Source organism: Variovorax brevis, assembly GCF_030317105.1.
Classification (GTDB): Bacteria; Pseudomonadota; Gammaproteobacteria; order Burkholderiales; family Burkholderiaceae_C; genus Variovorax; species Variovorax brevis.
On record NZ_JASZYG010000006.1, the window covers coordinates 114,560 to 134,177 of the forward strand.

17 protein-coding genes and 1 pseudogene are annotated in these 19,618 nt (G+C 64.1%); 2 read left to right on the forward strand and 16 right to left on the reverse strand.

The features are described 5' to 3' along the window. Positions 1–143 precede the first annotated feature (143 nt). From QTI66_RS20105 to tal, 12 genes and pseudogenes are all read right to left on the reverse strand, one after another. Entirely contained in the window at positions 144–509 is a 366-nt protein-coding gene (locus QTI66_RS20105; RefSeq protein ID WP_286561626.1) for a hypothetical protein, read from the reverse strand. Positions 510–519: 10 nt separating this feature from the next. Further along, positions 520–1,878 (reverse strand): annotated as a pseudogene (locus tag QTI66_RS20110) (amino acid permease); the annotation flags it as partial. Positions 1,879–2,089: 211 nt separating this feature from the next. Then, positions 2,090–3,031 carry an AraC family transcriptional regulator gene (locus QTI66_RS20115; RefSeq protein ID WP_286561627.1) on the reverse strand — a complete coding sequence of 314 codons (942 nt, stop codon included), beginning with the start codon at positions 3,029–3,031 and terminating at the stop codon, positions 2,090–2,092. Between the two features lie 14 nt (positions 3,032–3,045). Continuing rightward, positions 3,046–3,834: an L-iditol 2-dehydrogenase gene (locus QTI66_RS20120; RefSeq protein ID WP_286561628.1), complete on the reverse strand. Its 789-nt coding sequence runs from the start codon at positions 3,832–3,834 to the stop codon at positions 3,046–3,048. Then, a complete protein-coding gene (gene dalD / locus QTI66_RS20125; RefSeq protein ID WP_286561982.1) occupies positions 3,831–5,219 on the reverse strand; it encodes a D-arabinitol 4-dehydrogenase in 1,389 nt (462 codons plus the stop codon). The genes QTI66_RS20120 and dalD overlap by 4 nt, the downstream gene beginning before the upstream one ends. 57 nt (positions 5,220–5,276) lie before the next feature. Beyond that, the gene (locus QTI66_RS20130; RefSeq protein WP_286561629.1) at positions 5,277–6,308 is read right to left on the reverse strand and encodes an ABC transporter ATP-binding protein; all 1,032 of its coding nucleotides are present in this window, start codon (positions 6,306–6,308) and stop codon (positions 5,277–5,279) included. A 21-nt stretch (positions 6,309–6,329) separates the two neighbouring features. After that, positions 6,330–7,151 carry a carbohydrate ABC transporter permease gene (locus tag QTI66_RS20135; RefSeq protein WP_286561630.1) on the reverse strand — a complete coding sequence of 274 codons (822 nt, stop codon included), beginning with the start codon at positions 7,149–7,151 and terminating at the stop codon, positions 6,330–6,332. A 15-nt stretch (positions 7,152–7,166) separates the two neighbouring features. Further along, entirely contained in the window at positions 7,167–8,024 is an 858-nt protein-coding gene (locus QTI66_RS20140; RefSeq protein ID WP_286561631.1) for a carbohydrate ABC transporter permease, read from the reverse strand. A 155-nt stretch (positions 8,025–8,179) separates the two neighbouring features. Then, positions 8,180–9,490: an ABC transporter substrate-binding protein gene (locus tag QTI66_RS20145; protein ID WP_286561632.1), complete on the reverse strand. Its 1,311-nt coding sequence runs from the start codon at positions 9,488–9,490 to the stop codon at positions 8,180–8,182. A 163-nt stretch (positions 9,491–9,653) separates the two neighbouring features. Then, the gene (locus QTI66_RS20150; protein WP_286561633.1) at positions 9,654–9,986 is read right to left on the reverse strand and encodes a DUF805 domain-containing protein; all 333 of its coding nucleotides are present in this window, start codon (positions 9,984–9,986) and stop codon (positions 9,654–9,656) included. A 112-nt stretch (positions 9,987–10,098) separates the two neighbouring features. Beyond that, complete coding sequence (gene pgi, locus QTI66_RS20155) at positions 10,099–11,667, reverse strand: glucose-6-phosphate isomerase (RefSeq protein ID WP_286561634.1); 1,569 nt, start codon at positions 11,665–11,667, stop codon at positions 10,099–10,101. Continuing rightward, positions 11,664–12,614: a transaldolase gene (tal, locus tag QTI66_RS20160; protein WP_286561635.1), complete on the reverse strand. Its 951-nt coding sequence runs from the start codon at positions 12,612–12,614 to the stop codon at positions 11,664–11,666. Before tal ends, pgi begins: the two co-directional genes overlap by 4 nt. A 136-nt stretch (positions 12,615–12,750) precedes the next feature. Here tal and QTI66_RS20165 point away from each other — a divergent pair, with 136 nt between their 5' ends. Both QTI66_RS20165 and zwf read left to right on the forward strand, forming a co-directional pair. Next, on the forward strand, positions 12,751–13,404 hold the full coding sequence (locus tag QTI66_RS20165) for a lipocalin family protein (RefSeq protein WP_444815033.1): 654 nt from the start codon (positions 12,751–12,753) through the stop codon (positions 13,402–13,404). Between the two features lie 156 nt (positions 13,405–13,560). Then, positions 13,561–15,027 (forward strand): glucose-6-phosphate dehydrogenase, encoded by a 1,467-nt coding sequence (zwf, locus tag QTI66_RS20170; RefSeq protein WP_286561637.1) that lies wholly within the window; start codon positions 13,561–13,563, stop codon positions 15,025–15,027. Positions 15,028–15,055: 28 nt separating this feature from the next. Here zwf and QTI66_RS20175 read toward each other — a convergent pair whose 3' ends face one another. From QTI66_RS20175 to QTI66_RS20190, 4 genes are read right to left on the reverse strand one after another with little or no spacing between them, the layout of a single operon-like run. Further along, a complete protein-coding gene (locus tag QTI66_RS20175; protein ID WP_286561638.1) occupies positions 15,056–16,057 on the reverse strand; it encodes an ABC transporter ATP-binding protein in 1,002 nt (333 codons plus the stop codon). Beyond that, positions 16,054–17,055, reverse strand: a complete 1,002-nt coding sequence (locus tag QTI66_RS20180) for an ABC transporter ATP-binding protein (RefSeq protein ID WP_286561639.1) — start codon at positions 17,053–17,055, stop codon at positions 16,054–16,056. The genes QTI66_RS20175 and QTI66_RS20180 overlap by 4 nt, the downstream gene beginning before the upstream one ends. A 21-nt stretch (positions 17,056–17,076) precedes the next feature. Continuing rightward, entirely contained in the window at positions 17,077–17,988 is a 912-nt protein-coding gene (locus tag QTI66_RS20185) for an ABC transporter permease (protein WP_286561640.1), read from the reverse strand. A 22-nt stretch (positions 17,989–18,010) separates the two neighbouring features. Continuing rightward, positions 18,011–19,600, reverse strand: a complete 1,590-nt coding sequence (locus QTI66_RS20190) for an ABC transporter substrate-binding protein (RefSeq protein ID WP_286561641.1) — start codon at positions 19,598–19,600, stop codon at positions 18,011–18,013. Positions 19,601–19,618 lie beyond the last annotated feature (18 nt).

Here is a 19,618-nt window from a genome sequence, read left to right on the forward strand (position 1 = left end):
CAACCCCCCTACCGGGGGCGACACCAGAGGCCCGGCAAAGCCGGTTCCTCGGTGTCTTGCGAAAAGAAAAAAAGAGGTCGCTTCGGCGGCCTCTTTTTTTTGTGATCGATGATCCGGTCTTCGATGCGGCAATCGGCAACGGCTCAGGCCAAGCGCCCGCGGCCCGAGTCTGGGGGCACATCGCTTTCCGGCCGCCGTTTTAGCGCTTGATCGATGGCATTCACGTCAAGCCCTTGTGCATTCTGTGATACCGACTTGATCAACTCCTGATTCATATTGTTCAGGAGCGGGCGAAGTTCCTTGTTGACTCGTGCGGCAAGCGACAGCCAATCGCCATTCCTTCTCTTCTGATCGTCAATGATCTTTTCGTAGAAGTCGATCTGATCGCGCAGCATGCTTGCGAGGTGAAGGAGTGCGTTCAATCGACTTTCCTGCTGCATTGCGGCCCTTTGGAGCCTCAACTGCCAAAGAGCAACGCCCAGCGCAAAGACGGCAATGGTGAGTTCCATGTGGACACCATCAGGAGGCAGCGCCGCCCGCCAACGCACCCTTGGCGCCACGCGTCACGAAGTACATCCCCACCGACACTGCGAAAGCCAGCAAGCTCAGATAGAGCTGCGAGGCAGTCTCGGGGTCCGCACCCATCTGCACCAGCAGGCCCACCATCGCAGCAATCGTCGCCAGCGTGAGCCAGGGGAAGAGCCACATCTTCACCAGCCGCGTCTTCTTGGGCTCCCGCATCCGCAGGATGAGTTGCGAAAGGGCGATGATGATGTAGACAAACAGGATGATCGCGCCCGACGAATTCAGCAGGAACATGAACACCGTATCGGGCGAGATGTAGGCCGCGATCACGCACAGGAAGCCGCCGATGCTGGAGACCAGGATCGCGGTCGTCGGCACGCCCTTGGCGTTGACGGCCGTGAAGCTCTTGGGCGCCTGGTTGCGGCCCGACAGCACGAAGAGCATGCGCGACGCGGTGTAGATGCCCGAGTTCAGGCACGACAGCACGGCCGTCAGAACCACGGCGTTCATGATGTGGTCGGCGCCGGGTATGCCCATGACCTTGAAGGCGCTCACGAAGGGTGAGGCGCCGAGCACCAGCGAATCCCACGGCAGGATCACGGCCAGCAGGAAGATCGAGCCCACGTAGAAAGTGCCCAGCCGCACCACCACCGAGTTGGTCGCGTGCTTGATGGCCTTGACCGGGTCGTCCGACTCGGCAGCGGCGATGGTGGCGATCTCGGCGCCCACCATCGAGAACACCACCACGACGACGCTGCTGAAAATCGCCAGCCCTCCCTTCGGCAAAAGCCCGCCATTGGAAACGAGGTTGCTGAAGTCCATCTTGTGGTTGGGCCACGCGCCGAAGACGTACAGGCCGCCCAGCACGATGAAGACCACGATCGCCAGCACCTTGATGCCCGCAAACCAGAACTCGAACTCGCCAAAGGATTCGACAGAGAACAGGTTGGTGGCCACCATCACGATCATCAGGCCGAAGGCCAGCGGCCACAGCGGCACGTCGCCCAGCAGTAGGTGAGGATCTTGGCGCCGGCGACGGCCTCGAAGCCGACGACCACCACCCAGAAGTACCAGTACAGCCAAGCCACCGAAAAGCCGGCCCAGCCGCCCAGCGCATCGTTCGCATAGTCGCAGAAGGAACCCGTCGATGGCTTGGTGGTCGCCATCTCGCCGAGCATGCGCATCACCATGACGATGAGCAGGCCGGTCACGGCATAGGTCAGGAAAGCGGCTGGCCCAGTGTTCTTGATGACCGCGGCGGACCCCACGAAAAGCCCCGCACCGATCACGCCCCCGATGGCGATCATGGTGAGATGGCGTTGCTTGAGCCCCTTCTTGAGCTCTGGCGAACATGTACTCATGTCTGTCTCCCTGATGTTGTTGCAGTCGCAGGCATTTCCGTTCGATGCGGAAAATCGATCGTCTGCGACCGTCAAGGGCCGACTCTAAGTACTCTGGGCTTTTGGGCAATATGCCCGGATCTTTTTTACGCGTGCGGTTGTGTTTGACCAAGGCGATGGAATGTCACCCTGGACCGCCCGCCGTGCTCCAGGCGCAAGCGCTGTCAATGCGCGCCGCTGAAGCGACTGTCGGACTGCCGCCGGAATTCGGTGGGCGTCATGCCCTTGATTTCCAGAAAACGGCGATTGAAGTTGGCGACGTTGTTGAAGCCGACCTGATAGCAGATGTCGGTCACGAAGTGATCGGTCTGCATCAGCAGATGGCAGGCGCTGTTGATGCGCACGTGGTTGACGAAGTCGGTGAAGCTGTTGCCCGTTGAGCGCCTGAAAAAGCGGCTGAAGCGGCTTTCGCTCATGCCCAGTTCGGCCGCCACATCCGCCATGCTGATGGGCTCGCCGACGTTGGCGACGATGCGGTTGACCACGCCATTGATCTGGTCGACTTGCGCATCGCCCTCCGCGCCCTGCATCTGCACGTTGGACAGGAGCCGGTAGTCCGTGCATTGCGCCAGGTCGGCAAGGAACTCGCAGAACAGGCCGAAGCGACGCAAGCCGCGCGAGCCCTTCACGTGGTCCCAATGCGCCCGCGCACGTTCGGACATGCCGAAGAATTCGATGCCGTTGCGCGCGCGTTCCAACAGTTGCATTACCTCGCGCAGTTCGGGGATGTCGCCCGCGGCCCGCTCGAAGGGCTGATGATGAAACTGGATGACAAGGTCGCGTTCTGCCACACCGCTTTCGGGCACGTCGAAAGACACCCAGTTGTGCGGCAGCCGCGGACCGCACAGCACCAGATGTCCCGGCTGGAAGGGACCGATCCAGTCGCCAATGAAGGCCTTGCCCGAGGTCTCGGTGATGAGGTGCAGTTCGTATTCGTCATGAAAATGCCAGCGCGCGAGCGGCGTCGGGTAGCCATGCACCAGGCAACGCACGAGGCCGGCTTCTTCCGGCGTTTCGTAGCCCAGCGCAGGCGAGCGCGAACAGTCGCGCTCCATCTCGGGCTGACGCTGGCGGGGCACTTGGCGATGACGCGCGGCGATGGTCATGGATACGACGGCTTTCAGCTCATGACATTACCACCGTCGACATTCAGTGTCTGCGCGGTGATGTACCGGGCCTCGTCGCTCGCCAGGAACACGGCCGCGTCCGCAATGTCGGCAGGCGTGCCCATGCGGCCCAAGGGCACGTCGAGGCCCACCTGGCGCTTCTTCTCGCCGGGCTTCAGGTTCTCGTATTTGGCGAACAGGCCGTCGACCTGGTCCCACATCGGGGTGTCGACCACGCCGGGCGAAATCGCGTTGACGCGGATGCCGTGCGGCGCCATCGCCAGCGCGGCGCTTTGCGTGTAGCTGATGACGGCTGCTTTGGTGGCGCAATAGTGAGCGACCAGCGCTTCGCCGCGCCGGCCTGCTTGCGAGGCAAGGTTGATGATGCTGGCTCCGGCCGTTCCCACGTCGGTCATGTGACGAAGCACCGCCTGCATCACGAAGAACATGCCCTTGACGTTGACGGCGAACAAGCGATCGAAGGACGCTTCGTCCGCCTCCAGCAAGGGCGCCATCTCGAACACGGCCGCGTTGTTGACCAGCGTGTGCACGTCGCCGAATCTTGCGAGCGCCGACCGCAGCATGCCGGCAATGTCCGAAGTGCGCGTCACGTCCGCGGCGATGTAGTGCAGCGCCTCGGGGTACGCTTGCGCGAGCGTTCGAACATCCGGGGGCGCCCCGGCGTTGCGATCGACCACGCTGCAGCGCGCGCCCTCGGCAATGCACGCCCGGGCGATGGCCAGGCCGATGCCGCCTCCGGCGCCGGTCACCAGCACGTGGCGGTCTTTCAGTCGATGGCTCATGGCGCGTCGTCTCCCATCAATGCCGCATTGCGGCGGCTCGCTTGTCGTATGGCGTCCACCAGTCGCGGGTCACTTGCGTTCGCGCCCCACAAGGACGCGTTGGCGCAAAAAGCCGCCACTGGATCCGCCGCTTCGCAGATGGCATGCGCCGCGGCCGGGTCCATGGCCTGGTCTTCATAGGCATAGGGCAGCGCACCGCGATGCCAGCGGCGCAGGAAGGCGAGGAACAGGGCCGGCAGCACCGCGACGCTGGCAACGGATCCACCGGCCGCGAGCCGCTCGCGCACCGTCGGCGCGATGAAACCCGGGATCTTGGAAAAGCCATCCATCGCCACGCGCTGGTTGGTGTCGCGCACGGCGGCGTTGCCGAAGCGTTCGAGCACCACGTCGCGATAGGCCGGCAGGTCGACCGGGCTGGGCGCGCCCGGCACGTTCAGGCAGGGAATCACGTCGTCGGTGACGTAGGCGTACGCGAGCCGCCGGATCGCAGGTGTGAGCGCACCCTCGTGGATGTATTGCATGCCGGCAAGCGTGCCGGCCCATGCAATGCAACTGTGCGAGGCGTTGAGCACCCGGATCTTGGCCTCTTCATAGGGCTGGACCGATTCGACCATCTGCACGCCGACGCGCTCCCACGCGGGTCGGCCGGCGATGAAGTTGTCTTCGATCACCCACTGGATGAAGCTTTCGCCGCTGATGGGCGCAGCGTCGTCCCAGCCCGTGGCCTGGCGAACGCGCTCACGCAACTCGGGCGGTGGCCGTGGCGTGATGCGATCGACCATCGCGTTGGGACTGGTCGTGTTTGTCTGGACCCATGCTTTCAAGGCGGCGTCGCCGCTGCGCTCGATGAACTCGAGCAGGCCCTTGCGGGAGCGCTCGCCGTTGTGGCGCAGGTTGTCGCAGTTGAGCAGCGTCACGGGGCCGCTGCCCGCCGCCATGCGCGCACGCAGGATGGCGCAGATCGCACCGTAAATGGTCGTGCCCGGCTCTCCCTTTCGCGCGCGTTCGATGTCGCCGGCCAAGTCGGCGAAGCTCAGGTCGAGCTGATCCTTGGCGTCGAGGTAGTAGCCCGCCTCGGTGACGGTGAAAGAGATGATGCGCGTGGACGGGTCGGCGCCGCGCTCGATGACGGATGCCAGCGTCGGCTCGAAGGGCAGCACCTCGCGAATCGATTCGATGCGCTGATAACGGAACTGACCCGCGGGCGACACTGTTTCGAGCGTGTACGCACCTCCTTGGGCTTTCAGCGCAGCCAACACATCGGCCATGTCGGGCCGAAGGTTGGCACCGCTGATTGCCCAGGTCTTGTCGCCGGTGTCGCGCAGCGCTTGCACATAGACCGCCTGGTGTGCACGGTGGAAGGAGCCGAGGCCCAAGTGGAGCACCACGGCGTTCGTGTCCGGGACTGCTGGGAGTGTCACTTCAGGCTTTCGTGTGGAGGGTCAGGCGGCGAGCGTCTGGCCTTCGCGATTGAACAGATGCAGCACCGACGGGTCGAGCTCGACCGCCACGTCGTCGCCCACGCGCAGCGGCGTGCGTTCGTTCTGCCGCGCGATGAGCGGCACACCGCCAACGTCGACGTGGATGAGCGTGTCGGCGCCCAGTGCCTCGATCAGGTCCACCTTGCCCGCCACGCCATTGCCGCTTTGCGGATGCACGACGAGGCCCTCCGGGCGCACGCCCAGGAAGCCATCGCTCGGCAGCTTGCCACCGGTTTGCGAAGAGAAGCTGGGAATGGCGGAAGCCGGCACCAAGTTCATCGACGGCATGCCGATGAACTGTGCGACAAAGCGATTCACCGGACGGTCGTAAAGCTCCATCGGCGTGCCGACCTGCTCGATGAGGCCGTCCTTCAGCACCACCACGCGATCGGCCAGCGTCATGGCCTCGACCTGGTCGTGCGTCACGTAGATGCTGGTGGCGCCCAGTGAGACGTGCAGCTTGTGGATCTCGACGCGCGTGTTGCCGCGCAAGGCTGCATCGAGGTTGGACAGCGGCTCGTCGAACAGGAACACCTTCGGCGCGCGAACGATGGCGCGGCCGATGGCCACGCGCTGCCGCTGCCCGCCCGACAGTTCCTTGGGCGTGCGCGTGAGGTACTGCGTGAGGTTCAGCTGCTTCGCGGCGTAGTCGACCTTTTTCTTGATCTCTTCCTTGTTCACGCCGGCCAGCTTGAGCGCGAAGGACATGTTGTCGGCCACGCTCATGTGCGGATACAGCGCGTAGCTCTGGAACACCATCGCGAGGTCGCGCTTGCCGGAGGCGAGGTTCGTGATGTCCTTGCCGTCGAGCATGATCTGCCCGCTCGTCGTCGGCTCCAGCCCGGCGATGAGGCGCAGCAGCGTCGATTTGCCGCAACCCGACGGGCCCACGAACACGATGAACTCGCCCTTCTGGATCTCCAGGTTGACGCCCTTGATGATGTGCGCGTCGCCAAAGCTCTTGGTGATGTTGCGCAGTTCGAGGTAAGCCATGTTGTGTCTCTCCTTGATTTCTTACTTGACCGCGCCGAAGGTGAGGCCTTGCACCAGTTGCTTCTGGCTGAACCAGCCGAACACGACGATGGGCGCGATGGCCATGAGCGATGCCGCCGACAACTTGGCCCAGAACAAGCCTTCAGGGCTCGAGTACTGCGAGATCAGCGTGGCCAGCGTGCCCGCCTTGGCCGACACCAGGTTCAAGGCCCAGAAGGCTTCGTTCCAGCTCAGCACCAGGCACAGCAGGCCGCAGGATGCGAGCCCCCCCACCGACAGCGGCATCACCACATGGCGGAACTCGGTCCAGATGCTGGCGCCGTCCATGCGCGCCGCTTCGAGGATCTCGTTGGGAATGTCCTTGTAGCTCGTGTAGAGCATCCACACCATGATCGGCAGGTTCGACAGCGTGAACACGATGATGAGCGCCGGGATCGAGTCGAGCATGCCGGCGGTCTGCGCCAGCACGTAGATCGGCACCAGTGCGCCGACGGCCGGCATCATCTTGGTCGACAGCATCCACATGAGGATGTCGCGCGTGCGCTTCGTGCGAAAGAAGGCCATCGAATAAGCCGCGGGCGCCGCGATCAGCAGGCCGAGGATGGTCGAGCCCACGCTCGTGATGAGCGAGTTGCGCGCATACAGCAGGTAGTCGCTGCGGCGCTGAACTTCGCTGAAGTTCTCCATCGTCGGCTCGAAGATGAAGAGCGGCGGCACGTGGATGGCCTGCAGCTCGGTCTTGAACGCGGTGAGGAAGAGCCAGCCCAGCGGAAAGAACAGCAGCAGCGCCGCGCCCCAGGCCCCAACGGCGCGCAACACGGTGAACAACGGATTGGGTTGCATGATGTTGTTCTCCGCTCAGTCGAGGTTCTTGCCGATGATGCGGACCAAGAAGGCCGCCACGATGTTCGCCAGGATCACCGCGAACAGCGCCCCTGCCGAAGCCACGCCCACGTCGAAGTTCATCAGCGACTGCTTGAAGATCATGTAGGTGAGGTTGGTGCTCTCGTTGCCCGGCCCGCCGTTGGTGGTGATGGCGATCTCCGCGAACACGCTCAGCAAGAAGATCATCTCGATCATGATCACGACCGCCATCGGCCGGCCGAGGTGCGGCACCGTGAGATAGAAGAAGCGCTGGAAGGCATTGGCGCCGTCCATGCGCGCCGCTTCCATCTGCTCGCGGTCGAGCGACTGCAGCGAGGTGATGAAGATGAGGCAGGCAAAGGGCAACCATTGCCAGGCCACCATGATGATCACCGACAGCAGCGGCACGTCGGTGAGCCAGTCGATCGGCTGCGCGCCGAAGGCTCGCCACACGTCGGCCAGCACGCCGTAGATCGGGTTCATCATCATGTGTTTCCACAGCAGCGCGTTGACCGTGGGCATGACGAAGAAGGGCGAGATCAGCAGCACACGCACGATGCCGCGTCCCGGAAAGGGCTCGTTCACCAGCAGCGCCAGCAGCACGCCGAAGATCACGGTGATGAGGATGACGCTGCCGATCAGCGTCATCGTGTTCGCCACCGCCGGCCAGAAATCCGGGTCGGTGATGAAGTAGTGGAAGTTCTCCAGGCCAGCGAACGGGCGGTCGCCGGGTTGCATGAGGTTGTACGTCACGAAGGAGAAGTACAGCGTCATCACGAGCGGCACGATCATCCACAGGAAGAGCGTGAGCACGGCTGGCGCCATCAGCGCCCGGGGCAGGAGTCTTGTCATTTTTCGATCCCTTGGTGTGGTCTCTGGCTCCTTCCCCCTCCGGGGGAAGGCAGGGATGGGGGCTGCGCGTTTTTTACCGCTGCATCGCATTGGATGCGCAGCGCGCCCCCACCCCGACCCTCCCCCGGAAGGGGAGGGAGAGGGAAGAAGTCGGGCTACTTGTAGTAGCCACCCTTCTTCATCTCACGCTCGGCCGCGGTCTGCGCCGTCTTCAGCGCCTGGTCGACCGTGACCTTGCCCGACAGCGCCGCACTCATCTGCTGGCCCACGGCCACGCCAATCGCCTGGAACTCCGGAATGGCCGCGTACTGCACGCCGACATACGGCGACTTGGGCAGCGTGCTGTCGTTAGGGTTGGCCGAGTCGATCGCCTTCTTCTCTGCATCCGCAAACTTGGCGACCTTCTGGAATTCAGGATTCGCATAGGTCGACTTGCGCGTGCCAGTGGGCACCGTGTTCCAACCGGTTTCCTTGGCAACGAGCTGGATGTATTCCTTCGACGTGGCCCACTTGATGAACTTCTGCGCCGCTTCGTCCTTGGTGGAACTGGCCGGGATCGCGAGGTTCCACGACCACAGCCAGTTCGCACCCTTGGGCGTGACAGCAACCGGTGCCTGCGCGTAGGCCACCTTGTCGGCGACCTTCGACTGCTTGGGATCTGAAATGAACGAGGCCGCGATGGTCGCGTCCACCCACATCGCGCACTTGCCTTCGTTGAACAAGGCCAGGTTCTCGTTGAAGCTGTTGGCCGACGCGCCGGGCGGGCCGTTCTTCTTCATGATGTCGACGTAGAAGGTGATCGCGTCCTTCCACGGCTTGGTGTCGATCTGCGGCTGCCACTTCATGTCAAACCATTGGCCGCCGTTGGTGTTGACCAGCGTCGTCAGGAAGGCCATGTTGTCGCCCCAGCCCGGCTTGCCGCGCAGGCACATGCCGTAGACGCCGGCCTTCGGGTCGTTGGCCTTGTCGGCAAATTCCTTGACCTGCGCCCAGGTCGGCTGGTCGGGAATCTTGATGCCGGCCTTGTCGGCCAGGTCCTTGCGGTACATGAGCATCGAGCTCTCGCCGTAGAACGGTGCGGCGTACAGCTTGCCGTCCATCGACAGGCCACTGCGGATGGCCGGCAGCAGGTCGTCCACGTCGTAGGCGGCGTCGGTGGTGATGGGCTTGAGCCAGCCCTTCTTCGACCAGATCGGCGTCTCATACAGGCCGATGGTCATCACGTCGAACTGGCCGCCCTTGGTGGCGATGTCAGTGGTGACACGCTGGCGCAGCGTGCCCTCCTCCAGCGTCACCCACTTGATCTTGATGTCAGGGTTGGCCTTTTCGAAGAAAGGCGTGAGCTTCTGCATCTCGATCATGTGGCCGTTGTTGACGGTCGCGATGACGAGTTCGGTGGCGGCGTTGGCAGCGAAGCCGGCGCCGGCGATCGCGAGCGCAACACTCGCCTTCAGGAATTGCTTCATGGACTGGTCTCCTTGTTGTCGGCGGCTTCGGTGAACGCCGTGGCCGAATTCTGGAGACTCGTCCTTCAGGATTTGGTACTTACATGGTCAATGCCGATACTTCTATGCACCGATTGACTAGTGAATTCCCTGATGTCAGCAATACAGGATGTGACAAGGGGCATCACGGGGGCAGCGCACCGAAGGCGTTGCCCTCGGCTTGCGCGGGCTGCACCCAGAAATAGATCAGCACCAGGATGCCGATGACCGGGACCAGGTTGATCAGCAGGAACCAGCCACTCTTGCCGATGTCGTGAAGCCGCCGCGCTCCGACCGCCAGCGAAGGCAGCACCAGCGCCAACGCGACGATGGTGTAGATCGCTTTTCCCAGGAAGGAGGCGATGACCAGCACGATGAACTGGAACAACGCGAACCACCAGAACTCGGGCCGGGACGCTCGCCCGGAAAAATCAACGTACTTGCGCAAGCAGGTCTGGACGGCCTGAAGATAGTTCATGTGCCAACTCCTCTTTTTGATTCCCCAGGGGCAAATCCCCCGGGTCATCATATCGGCGCAGACACAATATTTGACAAAGTCTTTAAGCCGCGGCGCAGGCGGCTGCGGCCGGTCAGGCCTTGCGAAGGCGCGCCAGGAGGCCCGCGGTTGACGCGTCCAGTCCGGAGACATCGCCGGAACCCAGCCGCGGCTCGATGTTCGTGGCGAGCACCTTGCCGAGTTCCACACCCCACTGGTCAAAACTGTTGATGCCCCACAGCGCGCCGCTGGTGAACACGCGGTGTTCGTACATCGCCAGGAAAGCGCCCAGCGATTCCGGCGTGAGTTTCTCCAGCACGAAGAAGGTGCTCGGCCGATTGCCGGGAAAGTTGCGGTGGCCGCCTGCGTCGTGCTTCCCGACCATCAGCGCCTGCGCCTGCGCCAGCGCATTGGCCAGCAACTTGGGGTGATGGCCCGGCAGGTCATGCGCGGCGTCTCGCACGGCCACGAATTCCAGCGGCACCACGTCCGTGCCCTGATGCAGCATCTGGAAATAGGCGTGCTGGCCATTGGTGCCAGGCTCGCCCCACAACACCGGCGAGGTGCCGAAGGGCAAGGCATCGCCATTCAGGTCGACGCGCTTGCCGTTGCTTTCCATTTCAAGCTGCTGCAGGTAGGCCGGCAGGCGCTTGAGTGCGCTGTGGTACGGCGCAATGCTGCGGCTCGTGAAGCCGTGGAAGTTGCGATACCAGACGTCGAGCAGGCCCAGGCGAACGGGCAGGTTCTGCTCCAGCGGCGCGGTGCGGAAGTGCTCGTCCATTGCGTGGGCACCAGCCAGCAGCGCCCGGAAGCCGTCCGCGCCAATGGCCAGCGCGATGGGCAAGCCGATGGCGGACCACATGGAATAGCGCCCGCCCACCCAGTCCCAGAAGCCGAAGGTGGTGTCGATGCCGAATTCGTTGGCCGCTGCCACGTTGGTGGTCAGGGCCGCAAAGTGGCGGGCGATGTCGGTGCCGCCCGACTGCTCGAACCAGCGCTTGGCCGAACGCGCATTGGTCATGGTTTCGGCCGTGGTGAAGGTCTTGGAGGCGATGAGGAACAGCGTGTGCTCCGGCGCCAAGCCCTTGAGCACGCCAGCCAGTTCATGGCCGTCGACGTTCGAAACAAAGTGAAAGCGCTTGCCCGGCGCCACGAACTCGTCGAGCGCCAGCACCGCCATCTGCGGGCCCAGGTCGGAGCCGCCAATGCCGATGTTCACCACGTCGGTGATGGTGTGGTCGGCGCGCACCGTTTCCGCGTAGGCCAGCATGGCATCCAGCGTGGTACGCACCTGGGTCAGATCTGCGCCCAGGCTCTTGATCGTGCCGTGGGCGAGGCTCGTCGGAAGGGCCGCCTCGGCGCGCAGCAAGAAATGCATGACGGCACGGTCTTCCGTAACGTTGATGTGCTCACCGGCAAACATGGCGTCAATGCGCGCCTGCAGGCCGGACTGCCGGGCCAGCTTGAACAGCAGGTCTTGCGCCTTGCCGTCGATCAGGTTCTTCGACAGGTCGGCGAAAACCTGGGGCGCCTTCTGGCTGAAGGCGTCGAAACGCGATGCTTCCGCCTTGAAGGCCTCTCGCACGTCAAAGTCTTTGGCCGTTTCATCGAAATGGGCGCGCAATTCTTTCCATGCGGGGGTGCGGTCGCATCGAACGGTCATGAAGCCTCCATCAGCTTTTCAAGTTTGACGGCGTCCGCCGCAAAGGCCCGGATGCCTTCGGCGAGCTTTTCGGTCGCCATCGCGTCTTCGTTGAGCGCGAAGCGGAATGATGCCTCGTTCAGATCGACGCGGGCAATGTCCTGATCCTTGGCCGCCTGCGGGTCGAGGGCGTGGGTCAGGGGCGCGTTGCTCGCCGCCAGTTCCGCCAGCAGTTCGGGGCTGATGGTCAGCAGGTCGCAGCCGGCCAGTGCCGCGATCTGGCCCGTGTTGCGAAAGCTCGCGCCCATGACTTCGGTCGCGATGCCGTGGTGCTTGTAGTAGTCGAAGATCTGGCGCACCGACTTCACGCCGGGGTCGTTGGCGCCGGCGCTGGCCGCTTCGTCCCACTTGGCACCCGCGGACTTCTTGTACCAGTCGTAGATGCGCCCCACGAAAGGCGAGATGAGCTTGACGCCCGCCGCGCCGCACGCCACGGCCTGCGCAAAGGAGAACAGCAGGGTGAGGTTGGTGTGGATGCCCTTCTTCTCGAGCATGCGGGCCGCCTCGATGCCTTCCCAGGTCGATGCCACCTTGATGAGCAGGCGCTTTTGCGTATCGATGCCCTCGGCGCGATAGAGCGCCACGATGCGCTCGGCGCGCGCCATGGTGGCCTCTGTGTCGAAGCTCAGGCGCGCATCGACTTCGGTGGACACGCGGCCGGGAATGATCGAGAGGATTTCGGTGCCGAATCGGACCAACAGGCGGTCGATGATCTCGTCCATCGGCTCGCCGCGGTGTTTCTTGAGCGTTTCATCCAGCAGCGGCCGGTAGTCGGCCTTCTGCACCGCCTTGAGGATGAGCGACGGGTTGGTGGTCGCATCCTGCGGCTTGAAGGCGTCGAGTTGGCGAAAGTCACCGGTGTCAGCAACCACGGTGGTCCATTGGCGGAGGGCTTCGAGCTGGTTCATGCGAACCATTATCCCGCCGCAAAACTACAGCGCGTGTCGTCCCCGGCTGACGACCCTGAGACGGGCCGGCAGATACCTTGAAAGCTTGCATTCACCGGGAGATTGATCCATGCCTTTCTACAAGCAAGACCCCCTGATGCTCGCGCACGACGACAAGCCTGTGGCGCGGGGCGCCTCGATGGGCACGCTGGCCACGGCCTTCGCCGTGGGCGGAGCCGTGGCACTGGTGGCGCTGGGCAGCAGTCGGGCCGCAGCGCGCAGAGCTGTCGACCCCGTGGGCCCCGCCGACGGTTCACCCTTGATGCGGGCACCTCTGCAAGCTGTCGCGCCGGTGGACCTCATCCGCTACGCCGGGCTCTGGCATGAGCAGGCGCGGCTGCCCAATCGCTTCGAAAAGCAGTGCGCAGGGTCCGTGACGGCCGAATACACACCGCTGCCCGATGGCACCGTGCAGGTGCGCAACCAGTGCGTCGTCGATGACGCGGGAACCGTGGACGAATCCGTGGGCGTGGCGCGCGTCGTGCGCGTTCCGGGACAACCGGGCGCAGGCCAGTTGAAGGTGCGCTTTGCGCCTTCGTGGCTGGGCTGGGTGCCGATGATCTGGGGCGACTACTGGATTCTCAAGCTCGACCGCGACTACCAGGTCTCGCTGGTGGGCACGCCCGATCGGGAGTACCTGTGGGTGCTGTCGCGCGTACCTCAACTGGATGAAGCAACGATTTCCGCCGAACTCGAATACGCGCGGACGCTGGGTTTCGACGTGGACAAGGTCATTCGCACGGGTCGATAGCGTTTTGCCCGGCGCTAATGGGCGAGAGTGTCGCCTCCGGGGAACAGGTTAGCCCGCTGCTACGGGTCAGGGCGTCGGCGCAAGTACCATTGCGCCGACGCGGCTACGCGAAAGCTGGAAGCCGGCCCCCTGACGACGACACAACGGATGACCCGCATGAGTTTCGATCTCGTTCTCTTTGGTGGTACCGGCGACCTTGCATGGCGCAAGCTGATGCCGGCCTTGTTCCAGGCCTTTCGCCACGGCAGCTTGCCCGAAGGTGGGCGCATCATCGGCGTGGCGCGCGACGATCTGTCCGACGACCAATACCGCGAGCTGATTCAGTCGCGCTTCAAGGCCGTCGAAGGCTCCAAACGGCCCAGCCCGGAGGAGTTCAAGGCATTCGCCTCGATGTTGTATTTCCTGCGACTGGACGTGACCAAGCCGGAGGACTTCGCCCATCTTGCGGAGATGCTCAACTCGCGCAATGCCGACACGGTGGTGATGTATGTGGCCACCGCACCCGCCTTGTTCACAGCGGTGGTCGAGCAAGTGGCCGCGGCTGGCCTGAACACCGCACGCACGCGCGTCGTGCTCGAAAAGCCGCTGGGCCACGACCTGAGGTCCAACCGCCAGATCAACGACACCGTGCAACGGGTGCTGAGCGAAAACCAGATCTTTCGCATCGACCACTACCTGGGCAAGCCGTCTGTCCAGAACCTGTTTGCCATGCGATTTGGCAACGCCTTGTTCGAGCCCATCTGGCGGCGCGAGCACGTTGCCAACATCCAGATCACCATCGCCGAAGACCTCGGCGTGGAAAAGCGCGGCGCGTTTTATGACCAGACCGGCGCCTTGCGCGACATGGTGCAAAACCACGCGTTGCAGCTGGTGTGCGCGATCGGCATGGAGCCGCCCATCAATTCGCACGCCGATGCCATTCGAGACGAGAAGCTCAAGGTGCTGCGCTCGCTGCGGCACTGGACCCCGGAATCGATTGGCCTGCACGCCATTCGCGGTCAGTACGCGACGGGCACGGCCTACGGCGAGCGCGTGGTCGGCTACCGCGAAGAACCCGGCGTCGATCCTGAAAGCAAGACTGAAACCTTCGTGGCCTTGCGCACGGAAATTTCCAACTGGCGCTGGGCGGGCGTGCCGATCTACATCCGCACCGGCAAGCGTCTGGCGTCGCGCGATGCGCGCATCGAGGTCAACTTCCGTGCGGCGCCGCACGCCATTTTCCGGGTGCCCACGGGCAACGCCAATAAGCTGGTCATCAACTTGCAACCGAAGGACGGACTTGAACTGCACCTGCTGGCGCAAGCACAGGACAACCGGCAACGGAGCGGCCGCAGCGCAACGCCGCCGCTCGCGCCAGTGCAACTCGACCTGGACTTCGACAAGCGCTTCGGCGGCGAGCGCGTGGGCGCCTACGAGCGCCTGCTGCTGGACGTGATCGATGGCCGCCTCAATCTTTTCGTTCGCCGCGACGAACAGGAAGAAGCGTGGCGCTGGGTGGAACCGCTGATCGATTCGTGGGGTGTGGATGGCGGTCCGCGGCCGTATGCGGCGGGGACCTGGGGCCCCAGTGCGTCGAGCGCGATGATTGCGCGCGACGGGTTCGCTTGGGGCGAAGAACAGTAGGACCTGCTGGGCCGCTTGGGCAGACGCCTTAGATTCGGCCTTCTTCCACCGCGTGACAGGCCACGCGAACGCCGTCGATCGTCAGCAACTGCGGCCGCTCGGCTGAGCAGCGTGTGTTCGCGTGCGGGCAGCGCGGATGAAACGCGCAGCCCGTGGGCGGCGACAGCGGATTGGGCACCTCGCCCTGCACGGGCGTCCGTGCCTCGCCGGTGGCGTGCATCTTCGGAATGGCCGCGAGCAGCATGCGCGTGTAGGGGTGGCGCGGCGTCGTGAACAGGTCATTCTTGGCCGCGATCTCGACCACGCGCCCGAGATACATCACGCCCACGCTGTCGCTCACGTGGCGCACGACCGCCAGGTTGTGCGAAATGAAGAGGTAGGTCAGGCCGCGCTCGCGCTGCAGGTCCTTCATGATGTTGAGCACCTGGGCCTGCACGCTCACATCCAGGGCAGACGTCGGCTCGTCGCACACCAGGAACTCCGGCGCCGTGGCCAGCGCACGGGCGATGGAAATGCGCTGGCGCTGCCCGCCCGAGAACTGGTGCGGGTACTTCGCCATGTCCTGCGGGCTGAGGCCGACGGATTTCAACAGCGCGCCCACGCGCGCACGCAGGGCCTCGCGTTCGGTCACCAATCCATGCTCGATCAGCGGTTCCGCGACGATGTCCTGCACCTTCCAACGCGGGTTGAGGCTCGCGTAGGGGTCCTGGAAAATCATCTGGATGCGCTTGCGCAACGCGCGTCCCCTGGGTGACGCAAAGGTTGCATGCGCATCCATGCCGTCGAACTGCACCGTGCCTCTTGATGGCGCGTACAAGCCGACCAGCAAACGCGCCACCGTGCTTTTGCCGCAACCGGATTCGCCCACCAGCGCCAGCGTCTTGCCACGTTCGATGGAAAAGCTGACGCCGTCCACCGCGTGCAGCAAGGCGCGCGGGCGCCGCTCGATCACGCGGTTGAGCCAGGGCGGCGAGACGTCGAAGGTCCTGGAGAGGTCGTCGACCTGCACCAGCGATTGCGCGTTGCTCATCGGGCTCCCACCTGGTTCCCCAGGCTCTCGTGGCCATGCTCCGCATCATGCAGCCAGCACGCCGCGCGCGTCGCGCCGGCGTTCATCAGGTCGGGCCGCTGCTGGGTGCATCGCTCGAAGACGCGCGGGCAACGCGGGTGGTAGGCGCAGCCCGCCGGAATGGCATTGAGGCGCGGCATGGCGCCATCGATCTGGTTGAGGCGCTCACGGTCCACGCCCAGATCGGGAATGGACGCCATCAGGCCTGCGGTGTAGGGATGGGCCGGCGCGTGGATGACCTCGCGCACCGGCCCCATCTCGGCAATGCGCCCGGCATACATCACAGCCACGCGATCGCAGGTTTCGGCGATCACGCCCATGTCGTGCGTGATGAGCATCACCGCTGCGCCGCGCTCGCTGCACAGGCGCTTGAGCAGGGCAATGATCTGGGCTTGGATCGACACGTCCAGCGCCGTGGTGGGCTCATCCGCGACGATGAGCGTGGGCTCGGCCGCCAGCGCCAACGCAATCACGACGCGCTGTCGCATGCCGCCGGAAAACTGGTGCGGGTAGTGATCGACGCGCTGCGCCGCGGCGGGAATGCCGGTGTCCTCCAGCAGGCCGATGGCACGCCGGCGCGCTTCGGCAGGCGTCACCGGCAGGTGGGCACGGATGGTTTCTTCCAGCTGCCGCCCGATGGTGTAGAGCGGGTTGAGCGAGGTCAGTGGATCCTGGAAGATGGCGCCAATGCGCTTGCCTCGGATGTGGCGCATCTGCGCGTGGCTGAGTCGGTCGATGCGCTGGCCTTCCAGCCAGATCTGCCCGTCCGCGATGCGGGCCGGCGGCTCCAGCAAGCCGATGATCGCCGCGCCGGTGAGCGACTTGCCGGCACCCGATTCACCCACCACGCCCAGCACTTCACCCGGCTCGATCGACAGCGAGATGTCATCGATGGCGCGCAAGTTGCCGCGCCGCCCCGGTATGTCGACGACGAGGTTGCGCACTTCAAGCAGGGGCATGGGGACGTGTTCGATGGAGGGTCAGCGCAGGCGCGGATTGAGCGCGTCGCGCAACCAGTCGCCCAGCAGGTTGACGCTCAGGGCGATCAGCACGAGCGTGGCACCGGGAAACACCGTCATCCACCACTCGCCTGAAAAAAGAAACTGGTTGCCATTGCTGATCAGGGTGCCCAGCGACGGCGATGTCGGCGGCACGCCCACGCCCAGGAAAGACAGCGTGGCCTCGGTGATGATGGCCGTGGCCACCTGAATGGTCGAGAGCACGAACACCGGGCCGAGCACGTTGGGCAACACGTGCTTGCGCATGATGCGAAAGGACGAGACGCCGGTGACGCGCGCCGCCTGCACGTACTCCTTGTTGCGCTCCACCATGGTCGAGCCGCGCACGGTGCGCGCGTAGTCCACCCACTTGGTCAGCGAAATGGCCAGAATCAGCACACCGAAAGCCACGGTGTTCGGCGCGTTGGGAAACAGCGCGCGCCCCACGCCCGCGATCAGAAGTGCAACGAGGATCGGAGGGAACGACAGCATCACGTCGCACAGCCGCATCAGGAAGGCGTCGACCCAGCCGCCCCGAAAGCCCGCCAGGAGCCCCAGCGAAACGCCGGCGACCATCGACAGGAGCACAGACACGATGCCCACGACCAGCGAAATGCGGGCGCCGTACATGAGCGTCGAAACGATGTCGCGGCCCTGCTCGTCGGTGCCGAGCAGGTACTTGCGCGAACCTTCGTCGAACCACGCGGGCGGCAGGCGCGCGTCCGACAGCTCGAGCGTCGAGAGGTCATACGGATTGTGCGGCGCCACCCATGGCGCGAACACCGCACAGAACAGGCACACGAAGCCGATCACAGCCGCCGCCATCGCCACAGGCGACGTGCGGAAGCTGTAGCCGATGTCGCTGTCGAACCAGCGAAACAATGCGCCCTTCACCGCAACAAGCCCCGCGGTGAAGTCAGTCCGAAGACTTGATGCTCATCCACTTGAAAGGCATGTAGTTGTCGGCCAGTTGCGTCAGCGAGACCTTCTTGCTCACACCCCAGGCCAGGGATTGTTGATGCAATGGCAGATGGCCCACGTCGTCGGCATGCACGGCGAAGGCTTCCTTGATCATCGCGTTGCGCTTGGTCGTGTCGGTCTCCGACTGGATCTGCCTGGTGAGCGCATCCAGTTTCGGATTGCAGTACGCACCGAGGTTGAACTGCCCCGCACCCTTGTCGTCCACGCAGGCCATCAACGCATTGAGCGCGTTGTGGGCGTCGTAGGTCGAGGGTGTCCAGGCCAGCATGTAGAAGCTCGTGTCGCGACGCAGGATCTTGGGGAAGTACGTGCCCTTGGTCTCCACCACCAGGTTGACCTTGACGTTGATCCGCGCCAGGTTCGCAGCCACCGCCTGGCAGATCTGCGCGTCGTTCACGTAGCGGTCGTTGGGGCAGTTCATCGATACTTCGAAACCTTGCGGATATCCCGCGTCAGCCAACAATTTCTTGGCCGCCTCCGTGTCGAAGGGCAGGCGCTTGTCCTGCGCTTCGGTGAAGCCATTGATGCCGGGGCCCACCATCAAGGCCGTCGGCCGCGAGGCGCCGCGCATGACGGTGCGCTTGATGCCTTCGACGTCGATCGATTGATAGAAGGCCTGGCGAACGCGCTTGTCCTTGAATGGGTTCTTGCCCTTCACGCTGGAGTACTGCAGTTCGTCGCGCTTCTGGTCCATGCCGAGGAACACCGTGCGCAATTCGGGGCCGACGATGACGCGGGCTGTGGTGGTCGCGTTGACGCGCGCAATGTCCTGAACCGGCACCGGTTCCATGACGTCGATCTCGCCCGACAGCAAGGCCGCCACGCGCGTGGCGGGACTGGCGATCGGCGTGAAGATGATTTCCTGTGCGTTGCTTTCGACCTTGCCCCAGTAGCTGGGGTTGCGCACGAAGACCGTGCGCACGTTGGGCTGCCGTTCACGGACGCGGAACGGACCGGTGCCGTTGGTCTTGAAAGAGGCCGTGTTCTCGATGCCCTTGCGGCGGTCGACCGGCTTGGTCGCGCCATTGGCCTCGCACCACTTCTTGCTCATGATCGCCACTTGCGACAGCACATCCGGCAGGATGGGGAACGGCGCCTTGGTCTCGATGTCGACCGTGAGGTCATTGACCTTGCGCACTTCCTTGATGTCGTTGGTGTAGCTGTTCATGTCCGAGCCTTCGCCGGCGGCGCGGGCCAGGCTGAACAACACGTCGTCCGCCGTGAAGGGTGTGCCGTCATGAAACTGCACGCCCTTGCGCAATTCGAATCGCCAGACCGTGGGGCTCGTCTGCTTCCAGCTGGTTGCGAGAAGTGGCGCCAGGCTCAGGTCCTTGTTGCGTCCAGCCAGCGTCTCGTAGACGTTCTGCGTGGAGCTCAGCTGCATCGCCTCGTTGAGGGAGTGCGGATCGAGCGACAGCATGTCGCCCTGGTTCGCGACCCGTATGGTCTGTGCGTGGGCCGCCATGCCGGCGGCGGCGAGGGCTGCAAACAAGGACGCAGCAAACAGTTGTCGCTTGAAACTCATACAAGTCACTCCTCGGGT